6 protein-coding genes are annotated in these 9,422 nt (G+C 71.4%); 1 reads left to right on the top strand and 5 read right to left on the bottom strand.

Translation table 11 applies throughout. From position 1 onward, the window contains the following. Positions 1–113: 113 nt before the first annotated feature. Positions 114–308 (top strand): hypothetical protein, encoded by a 195-nt coding sequence (locus tag HG542_RS29025; RefSeq protein WP_171086591.1) that lies wholly within the window; start codon positions 114–116, stop codon positions 306–308. 491 nt (positions 309–799) lie between these two features. Here the strand turns inward: HG542_RS29025 and HG542_RS29020 are convergent, their stop codons facing one another. From HG542_RS29020 to HG542_RS29000, 5 genes are all read right to left on the bottom strand, one after another. Then, the gene (locus HG542_RS29020) at positions 800–1,789 is read right to left on the bottom strand and encodes a PI-PLC domain-containing protein (RefSeq protein ID WP_171086589.1); all 990 of its coding nucleotides are present in this window, start codon (positions 1,787–1,789) and stop codon (positions 800–802) included. Between the two features lie 211 nt (positions 1,790–2,000). Then, positions 2,001–3,557, bottom strand: a complete 1,557-nt coding sequence (locus HG542_RS29015; RefSeq protein ID WP_171086587.1) for a radical SAM protein — start codon at positions 3,555–3,557, stop codon at positions 2,001–2,003. Between the two features lie 157 nt (positions 3,558–3,714). Continuing rightward, on the bottom strand, positions 3,715–4,218 hold the full coding sequence (locus HG542_RS29010) for a nucleoside deaminase (protein WP_176607103.1): 504 nt from the start codon (positions 4,216–4,218) through the stop codon (positions 3,715–3,717). Between the two features lie 11 nt (positions 4,219–4,229). Continuing rightward, the gene (locus HG542_RS29005; RefSeq protein WP_171086585.1) at positions 4,230–5,231 is read right to left on the bottom strand and encodes a RimK family alpha-L-glutamate ligase; all 1,002 of its coding nucleotides are present in this window, start codon (positions 5,229–5,231) and stop codon (positions 4,230–4,232) included. Positions 5,232–5,292: 61 nt separating this feature from the next. After that, positions 5,293–9,171, bottom strand: coding sequence for an nSTAND1 domain-containing NTPase (locus HG542_RS29000; protein WP_171086583.1), 3,879 nt, complete (start codon positions 9,169–9,171; stop codon positions 5,293–5,295). Between the last annotated feature and the right edge of the window lie 251 nt (positions 9,172–9,422).

Below are 9,422 nucleotides of genomic sequence, written 5' to 3'. Positions count from 1 at the left end.
GCCCGACGAGCAGGCACAGCTGCGCGTCGTGGCCGCCGCCATCTGGAACCAGCAGCTGGCCGACGGCTGGAACATGAACAGCGACGTGGCCGACGTGCTGTCCCAGGCCACCGGTGCGATCCTCAAGTGCTCCGAGGCGTTCGCGCTCGTCCCGAAGCCACCGGGGGGCGTCGTACCTGGTCAAGTACGCGCTCCAGCTCCGCAATTACTTCCAGGCGGTGCAGGGCAGCCGCACGTATCGCACGTGTGTGGTCGCCGCATCCACCGACTACCGCACCGCGATCGAGCTGGCGTCGTTGGGCGTCTGAGAGTGCCTTCGGGATCACAGCCGGGCAGGGCCGTCGGGACTCAGCCGCCACTCAACGTCAAGGGGCGGCCGTCACACCGGCTGAAGGCTCGGATGCCTACTCGCACGTAGCCGACCCGGGCTCACCACGTCCTGGTTACTGGTAGGCGGTCAGTCGGGGGCTTCAGGGCACCTACTCACGTGAGCAGGTGCCCCACCACCGTGACCAGTGCCCGCCCGGGAGATATCCGTGGGCACCGATGATCAGCACCTACTGGTCAACTAGCAGGTGCTGCCAGGATTACGTGGGTCGGTGCAACCGTGGGCATGGTTGCTCAACTGTTTTGCCGCCGCTGCATGCCAGTGGCGGAGGAAGCAAGGCAGTGAAGCCCTTGCGGCAGCTGGCGGTTGCCGCAAGGTTCCACTGGGCTGGGCGTCTACCGCTGGGCACCGGCCGCCGGACGGCGGGACCCGCCGCGACAGGCGACCCGGCCGACGGTCCGAGGCTGTTTGTCACCTGAACAAGCGGTCACCGCTGGTGGCCATGCGATGGGTGGTGCTGTGGCGGTTCACCCAGTCGCGGACGAGCTTGATGGCGTTGGCGCACTTCCAGTTGTCGTCGTACTCGCGCACTCCGGTGAAGGCGCCGTAGCCCGCGATGATGCCGTCCACGCGCGCATCGCCCAGCAGCTTGTCGACGTACCACGGGTCGTTGTAGGTGGTCGTCCAGGACAGCGTGGCCGCGAGGCGGCCGGCGGCGCGGTCCTTGGCGCCCTTCTTCAGTTCCGTGCACGTGTTGTACGTGGCTTCGGTGCAGTTGCCGAAGCCCTTGGAGATGTCGCTGTCGCCGTAGTCCATCGCCCGATGACCGGTGGGGAGTCCGGAGCCGAACCGGTTGTAGGCGCTCTGGATCTGGTCGCGGGACCCGGTCGTCGTGATGCCCTCCAGGGGGCCGAGCCTGCCCTGCAGGCTCTTCCAGCCCCTGCCGCCGACGTCCGGGGTGCTGCCGCCGTGGTACTCGTAGAAGCCGTAGAGCACCTGGATCCCGGCAGCCGTCAACCGCTGTGCCTTGTCGTGCAGTCCGGCGACGCTGCACGCGCGGTTGGGTGCCTCTCCGCAGTAGTTCGGGTCCTTGATGTCCAGCCAGACGAGCCCCAGCCGGCGTCCTGCCCTGGCGTGGGAGACGATGCGGTCGATCATGCTGTCGAAGCTGGGGCCCCGCCGGTTGTCACCGGCCGAGGAACAGTCGTGATAGGCGCGCCATTCGTTCGGGTTCCACCAGGAACAGACGTCGATCTCGATGCCGTTGGCGCCGTGCTTGAGGGCGGCGTCCACGCCGTCGAGGGTGTCGACCCGGTGCGCGATGGCGTAGATCGCCTGACGGTGATCGGCTGCTGCCGCCGGGGTCGCACCGGCCGCGGTGGCACCGGCGATGCCGCACAGTGCCGCCAGCAGCGCCAGTACCGCTCGGGGGCGGGAGCCGTGGCGAAGGTGAGTGGTCAAGAAACGTACCCCTTCATGTCGGTGTCCGGGTCGTTCGGAACGTGCGGACCACCCGAGCTTGGGGGGCGTGCTTCCCGGCCGCCATGAATGCCGGGCAGTTCGGGATGCGGGAATGCGGACGCGGGCTTCGACCAGGGGAGACGTGACGCACCTGGAACGGCGGACTGGAACGGTCCGGGGCGCGTGGGACGAGGCGCCCCGGAACGTTTCCTCAATAGTCCTTCGGGATCGCCGAGTTGAGCACCGGTCGCAGTTCGGCCAGGTTGTCCGTTCGCAGTTCCGCCGCCGCGTCCGGCGCGTAGTGCGCGGCGATGTCCCGGAATCCCTCCAGCGTTTCCTCGTCCATGATCGCGGCGCCGGGAGCGGCCACCGGCAGGGTCAGGTAGCTGCGGACCCGGCCGAGGTCGTGTGCGTGCCGGCTCATGTCGACGGCGTACCGGTTGACCAGCATGCGCATCTCCGGATCGCGGTGCGAGGTCTCGTTCGCCAGCGCTTCGAATCCCAGGTTCAGGAAATGGTCCGGGTGGTCGAGCAGCGTGCGGTGGGCCGCCGAGCCGCGCCATCCGGGGCGTTTCCAGTTGGAGTTGCCCGGTATCTCGTTCTTCGCCGGGAAGCCGCGGTACTCCGACGACGGGAAGGTCTCCAGCAGCAGACCGCAGAGCGTGCGCGTCTCGACGAGGGTCTCCTCGGTTTCCTCGGGGATGCCGAACACATAGAGGATCTCCGGGACGAGTGCGTGTTCCTCCATGTGCTGGAACGCCGTTATGAGGTCTGAGCGCAGTGTGTCCGCGTGCTTGCGCATGGCCCGCAGGACGGCGACGGACGCCGCGCCGTCGGCGCCGAATCCGAAGCGGTCGAAGCCTGCGCGCAGCACCAGGTCGCGGACCTGCTCCGAGCGCATCGCGGCGTTGTAGGAGTCGGCTCGGGTCAGGGCGTGCAGGCCGATGCGGATCCCCGGGTACCGCTCCTCCACCTCGATGACGGCTTCGAGCTGGGCGGTGAGCAGTCCGAGGTTCCCGCCCGGGAGGCCCTGCTGGAAGAAGTCCAGTGATGTGCAGTACAGATACAGCGACGTCAGGCCGAGGCGCTCCGCGATCCGGCAGGCGTTCTCCAGATGGGCCCGGACGTTGAAGAACGCCTCCCGCTGCTGGATCTGCGCCCCGCAGAAACTGCACCCGAACAGGCATCCCTGGCTGAACGGCAGGGTCAGTTCGTGTGTGAGATACGTGCGCAGGTCGTCCTCGGTCAGGCGGTCGAGCTGGTGGTGCAGGTCGATGTCCATGGCGCCGGGGACGGCGGACAGCCACCGCCGGTCCGTCTGGTGCGCCCCCGGGAAGATCCGCTCGAACTCCTCGGGGGAAAGCCGTTCCACGCCCTGGCCGCCGACATGGACCTTGTCGGCCGGGAGTTCGCGTTCCACCGTGAGGTGGCGGTGGACCTGGGCCGCCGGGCTGATGTTCTGCGCACCCATGACGGCGATGCCGAACGCGTCGTAGTCCTCCAGGTTTTCGGCGGTGCGCAGATCGTGGAGCTGGCAGTCGAACAGGTCGGGTTCGGCGAGGCCCTGCCGTTCCAGCAATTCGGCCGCGTACAGCGGTGCGACGGGCAGGAAGGGCAGCCGGTCCGGGGAGAACGGGGTGCCGGTGCCCAGGTAGTCGTCGTGCACATACGGCGGATGGATCATCAGAATGCGGCCGGTGGGGACGTGCGCGGTGTCCGGTGAAAGGGTCGGTGCAGACAGAAGCAGTGGGGTTGCCGAAGAAGTCATGTGTCTTCCCGAGGGCGGTGCCGATGCCTGAAGAGCCCGAAATGGACGGTGAGTTCTCAATTCCGGGATCGCGTGCTATGTCGCACTCATCGATGGTCCGCACCAAAGAGCAGGTGTGTACAGCAACCTTCCGGCCAAAGAGGGCAATGCGACGTGTCTAGAACTTCGGAACCACCGGCTCCGGCAGCGCATCACTCCAGGCCTTGAGCACCGACACGGCCTCCGCCCGGACCGGGCCGTCCGCGGCGACGCCCTGCAGCGTCCGGTCCGCCTTGTCCAGCCTCAGCTCGCGGTAGAGCCGCAGATCCTCGAAGCCGTGCTCCGCAACGTCGTGGCTGTCCGCCGCGTACACCACCCGCGGAATGTGCGCCCAGTAGCAGGCGGTGAGGCACATCGGGCACGGCTCGCTGCTGGTGTACATCACCCCGTCGGAGAGGATGTGCCGCTCCAGCGCAGCACCCGCCGCCCGCAAGGCCATGACTTCCGCATGCGCGGTGGGGTCGTGCAGCTTGACGACCGAGCTGCTGCCCTCGCCCACGACGGCCCCGTCGACGACGACGAGCGCCCCGAACGGGGTGATGCCGGGTGCCTCCAGCGCGCGCCGCGAGATGGCGACGGCGCGCTGCAGAAAGGCGAGTTCGGCGGTGCTGATGTCGGACAAGGCCGTTCTCCTCACAGTGGTTCTCGGTCCCCCCGGTTCCGGGCCCCCCGATCCTCGTCCCCCCGGTCCTTTTCTCCCCGGCCGTCGAGCTCCCCCCGGCCGTCGAGGCGGCGTGCGACGCAGGCGGCGATGGCGGGGATCACCCCCGTCATCCCCGGGCGCCACCCCGGAACGGCGTTGACCTCGCAGATCGTGTACGTGTCCGCCGGGCCGAACAGCAGGTCCACGCCGGCGACGGCGAGCCCCATGGTGCGGGCGGCCCGCACGGCCAGGGCCTCGGCCTGCGGATAGCGGCCCGGGCAGAGCGTGGCGGAGCCGCCGCGGGCGAGGTTCGAGGCGAGGGAGCCGTCGCAGGAGGTGCGCAACTCGGCCGCCACGGGCTCGCCGTCGACCACGACGACCCGCAGATCGCGGCCGTGCGAGGTCGCCACGTGCTCCTGGAAGAGCAGCGGCACGTCCTGCGCGAGGGCCCCGGCCATCTCGCGCAGCATGTGCGCGTCGGGCGCGAGGAAGACGCTCCGGCCCTGGTAGCCGGTGACGGGCTTGACCACGCACGGCACGTCGAAGCCGGGCGTACGCACCACACCCTCCAGCGGCGCGGTGGCATAGGAGAGGCTGTCGGGCACCGGCAGCCCGGCCAGGGCCAGTTCCTGCAGCTGCCAGAGCTTGTTGCGGCACGCGAGATGCGCCGCGAGCGGGTTGACGAGCGCGGCCCCCATGCGTTCCAGGTGCCGTAGCAGGGAGACCTCGCGGTCGTGATGCATCGACCCGGGCAACTGGCGCACGCACACCACCTTCGGGGCGGCCACCTCGGTGCCGCCCAGCGTCCGCAGCACCAGCCGGCCGCCGCGGACGCCCAGGACGAGCTCGTCGGTGCGCCAGACGGCGAACCGGTCGCCGTACACCGCCCGCAGCGCGCCGGCCAGTTCGCCGGTCGAACGTCTGAGACCGGCGGGGTGTTCTCTCGCCAGCAGCCACACGTCGGCGGATGCCGGCGTCACCGCATGCGTCATGAGTCCTCTTCTCCTGTCCCGGGACCGGGACGGCAGGCAGCCTATCGCCGGTCCTCGTCCCCTACCTGCACGGCGCCCGGTACTCCTGCCGCGGCACGTACAGCTTCCACTGATCCGGTGTCAGGACGTTCCGGGTCGCCGCGCAGATGCGTCGTACGGAGCGGTCCACGTCCAGATTCCACAGCCGTGCCGTGTCGTCCGCGCTGGCCGTCGCCAGGTGACGGCCGTCGGGGGTGAAGGAGACCGACCGCACCGACGACGAATGTCCCGTGGCGAGCTGCCGCGACGGCGCGCCGTCCGAGGGGCGGGACACGTCCCACAGCCGCACCGTGGTGTCGGCGCTGCTGCTCGCGAGCGTCCGCCCGTCGGGGCCGAAGGCCACGGACAGCACGGGTTCGCGGTGACCGGCCAGAGACGCCAGACGTGCGGGATGCTCCGGGTCCCGCAGGTTCCACAGGCGGATCACCTTGTCGTTCCCGGCAGTTGCGAGGACGCGCCCGTCGGGGCTGAAGGCCACCGTGCGGACGTCACTGGTGTGACCGGTCAGCGGGTCGCTCAGGAGCTCCGGGTGAGTGGGGTCGTCGACGTCCCACAGCCGGATGGTGCGGTCGCTGCTCGCGGTGGCCAGCGTGCTCGCATCGGGGCTGAAGGCGACGGCGTTGATGTAGCCGGTGTGACCGGTGAGCGGTGGCCCGACGCGGGTGGGGTGCGCGGGGTCGTCCACGTTCCACAGCTGCACGCTCTGGTCGTCGTTCCCCGTGACGAGCACGTGACCGTTCGGACTGAAGGCGAGCGGACCGGAGTAGCGCGTGTGCAGGGTCAGCGGCTCGCCCAGCGGGGTGGGGGAGGAGGGCCGGGAGACGTCCCACAGCCGTGTCGTGCCGTCGCCGCCCGACGTGGCGAGGACGCGTCCGCCGGGGTGCCAGGCGGCGTGCGTGAGGTAACTGGTGTGTCCGGTGAGGGGACGGCCGACCGGTTCCGGCCGGTCCGGGTTGCTCGTGTCCCAGAGCCGCGCGGTCTTGTCGTCGCTGGCGGTCACGAGCAGACGTCCGTCCGGGCTGAACACGGCACCGGCGACGTTGGCCGTGTGGCCGACGAGGGTGTCGGCGGGGAGGGACCACAGCAGGGCCGTGCCGTCGTCGCTGCCGGTGGCGAGGCTGTGGCCGTCGGGACTGAAGACGGCCGTGAACATGCCGCCTCCGCTGCCGGACAGCGGCTGCCCGAACAGGAGGATCCGCGCCGGGTCGGCCACGTTCCACAGCCGCGTGGCACCGTCGGCGCCGGCCGAGGCCAGCAGCAGGCCGTCCGGGCTGAAGTTGACCGACCAGACAGGGGCGTTGTGGGCGATGAGGGCGGTGCCGAGCGGAGCGATGTGCGCGGGGTCGGCGATGTCCCACAGCCGGATGGACTTGTCGTCGCTTCCCGTGGCGAGGACGTGCCCGTCGGGGCTGAAGGCCACCGAGTGCACGGTCCCGGTGTAGCCGGTGAGAGGCGGGCCCGTGCGCTCGGGGCGGGCCGGGTCGGAGATGTTCCACACGAGGACGGTGTCGTCGTCGCCGCCCGCGGCCAGCAGCCGGCCGTCCCGGCTGATCGCCACCGAACGCACCTGCGCCGTATGGCCGGTGAGGGGCTCGCCCAGCGGCTTCGGACGGAGCCGGTCGCTCACGTCCCACAGCCGCACCGTGTGGTCCTCGTTCGCGGTGGCGAGGACATGCCCGTCGGGGCTGAACGCCACGAGGTAGATGGTGCCGTCGCCGCCCGCGAAGGGGCTGCCGAGCGGAGTCGGGTGCACCGGATCGGCAACGTTCCACAGCCGGACCGAACGGTCGTCCCCGGCGGAGGCCAGGGTCTTGCCGTCGGGGCTGAACACGGCCGAGGTCAGCCAGCTCTCATAACCGGTCAGCGGCGGTCCGAGGGGCTTGGGGGCGGCCGGGTCGCGCAGGTCCCACAGCCGGACCGTGCGGTCGTAGCCGGCCGTGGCGAGGGTGTGCCCGTCCGGGCTGAACGACGTCAGGTACACCGCGCCGCTGTGGCCGCGCAGCGGAGTGGCGAGCGGCATGTTCGCGGTGGAGAGCAGGGTGTCGTCGACGTTCGTGTCCTCCGGACGCATCCGGTGGGCCGCCAGGGCGAGCTGGGCGGACAGCGACGGGTCGGACGTGCGCGTCCGGTCCGCCTCGGCCACCACGGAACGGAACTCCGCGTCCGCGCGCTGCTGTACGGCGTCGCTGCGCTGCCAGATCGCCACGGCGGTGGACAGCAGGGCCAGCACCAGCAGGGTGCTCAGGGCGGCGATGGCCCGGTACGCCCGGCGCACCCGCCGCCGGTCGGCGGCGATGCCGGCCTGGAGGAAGGCGGATTCCAGGTCGTTGAGCGCCCCGGGACTGGTCCGGGCCCAGGCCCGGGCGGTGGCGAGCTGGGTGCCCCGGTACAGCGCACCGGGATCGCGGCCGAGGTCCTCCCAGGTGCGGGCGGCGGTGGTCAGGCGCCGGTGGGTGCGCAGGGCGTCGCGGTCCTCGGCGAGCCAGTGGCGCAGCCGCGGCCAGGCGCGGATGACCGCCTCGTGGGCCACTTCGACGGTGGTGCCGTCCAGGACGATCAGCCGGGCGGCGGCCAGACGGTCCAGCAGGGCGTCGAGGACCTCGGGGGCGGCCAGCCCCTGCAGTTCACTTCGCTCCACCCGGCGCCGGGTGTCCTCGGTTCCCTCGCCCAGGGCGGTCAGCCGCAGGAACAGGGCCTGCAGTACGTCCTGTTGCTCCTCGGGAGCAGTGGTGTAGAGGTGCTCGGCGGTCTGCGCGACGGCCCCCTGCAGGCCGCCGCTGGCCCGGTAGTCCGCCAGCCGCAGCGTTCGCCCGCGGCGGCGCCGCCACACCTCGCGCATCGCATGGGCCACCAGCGGCAGGGCCCCGGGCTGTCCGGCGGCCTCAGCCACCACGGTCTCGGTCAGTCCGGCCTCCGTGCTCACCCCGGCCGCCGCGGCCGGACCGGTGATGATCTCCCGCAACTCGTCCCGGGACGGCGGGCCGACGGGCATCTGCACCCCCGAGCGCAGGGCCGTGACCAGGTCCGCGTGGGCGAAGCAGGGCGCGTAGAAGTCGGCGCGCACCGCCAGGACCGTACGGATCCCCGGGGTGCCGGCATGCGCCGGCGCGGCCAGGGCGCCGAGGAACGCGGCACGTTCGGCCTCGTCCTCGCAGAGGATGAAGACCTCCTCGAACTGGTCGACGACGAGCACCACACGCTCGTCCTCCGGCCGGGACGTCAGCCAGGTGCCCAGTATCAGGCCCAGCGCCGCGGGGTCCTCGGCCAGCCGGCGGCGCAGGGGTTCGGGGTCGCCGCCCACCACGGCGGCCACGGCCGAGGCCAGGGCCGCCAGCGGCCGGGCCCCGGGCACCAGCAGCACCGGATGCCGCTGCGGCCCCAGCCGCGGCAGCAGCCCGGCGCGCAGCAGCGAGGACTTCCCGCAGCCCGACGCCCCGAACACGGCCACCAACGGCGCCTGTTCGACATGCAGCTGCAGCTCCTTGACCAGCTCCGCCCGCCCGAAGAAGAGATCCGCGTCCTGCGGTGCGAAGGCCGCCAGCCCCGGGTACGGGCACCGCGCGGCCGCCTCCTGCGCGCCCTGCCCGTCGCCGCCGTCCTCGGGGAGTGCGGCCGAGGCGGCCCGCCACCGGGCCTCCCACTCCACCGCGTCGCCCCCGCACGCCTGCGCATACGCCAGGACCACCGGCAGCGACGGCAGCTTCTCCCCCTTGGCCGCCTCCGCCAGCGTGCTGACCGAGTAATGGGCCCGCCGCGCCAGCACGCGGTAGCTCGGTTTCCCGGCCCGCTCCCGCAACTGCCGCAACTCCCACGCCAGATGCTCCACCGGTCCCGCGTCCGGGTCGACGGGCCGCTCCGGACGGCCCAGCCGTGACCGGCCCGCCCTGCCCGAGTCCGTCATGTCGCCGCCTCCGCCATGGCCCCGGAGGGGGCCGATCCGTACGACCTGACACTTTGTCCGAGTTGTTTGTCCAGCGTGAACTGGGCTTTCGGACAACTCCCCACTGCCCCATGGTGGAGTGAGCCGGCACCGGAGGGCAAAGGGCATCGGAGGGATGCCGTACGGGGGTTGCCCGGGTGCATCGGAATGCCAGGCGTGCGGCGGGCGGCTGCACAGCACTGGCCGGGGCTCACCCGTGCCGTCGCGGGGGG

The organism is Streptomyces morookaense, from assembly GCF_013030945.1.
Lineage (GTDB): Bacteria > Actinomycetota > Actinomycetes > Streptomycetales > Streptomycetaceae > Streptomyces > Streptomyces morookaensis.
The sequence above is the reverse complement of the archived record's forward strand: the minus strand, read 5'-3'. Positions and strand labels throughout refer to the sequence as shown.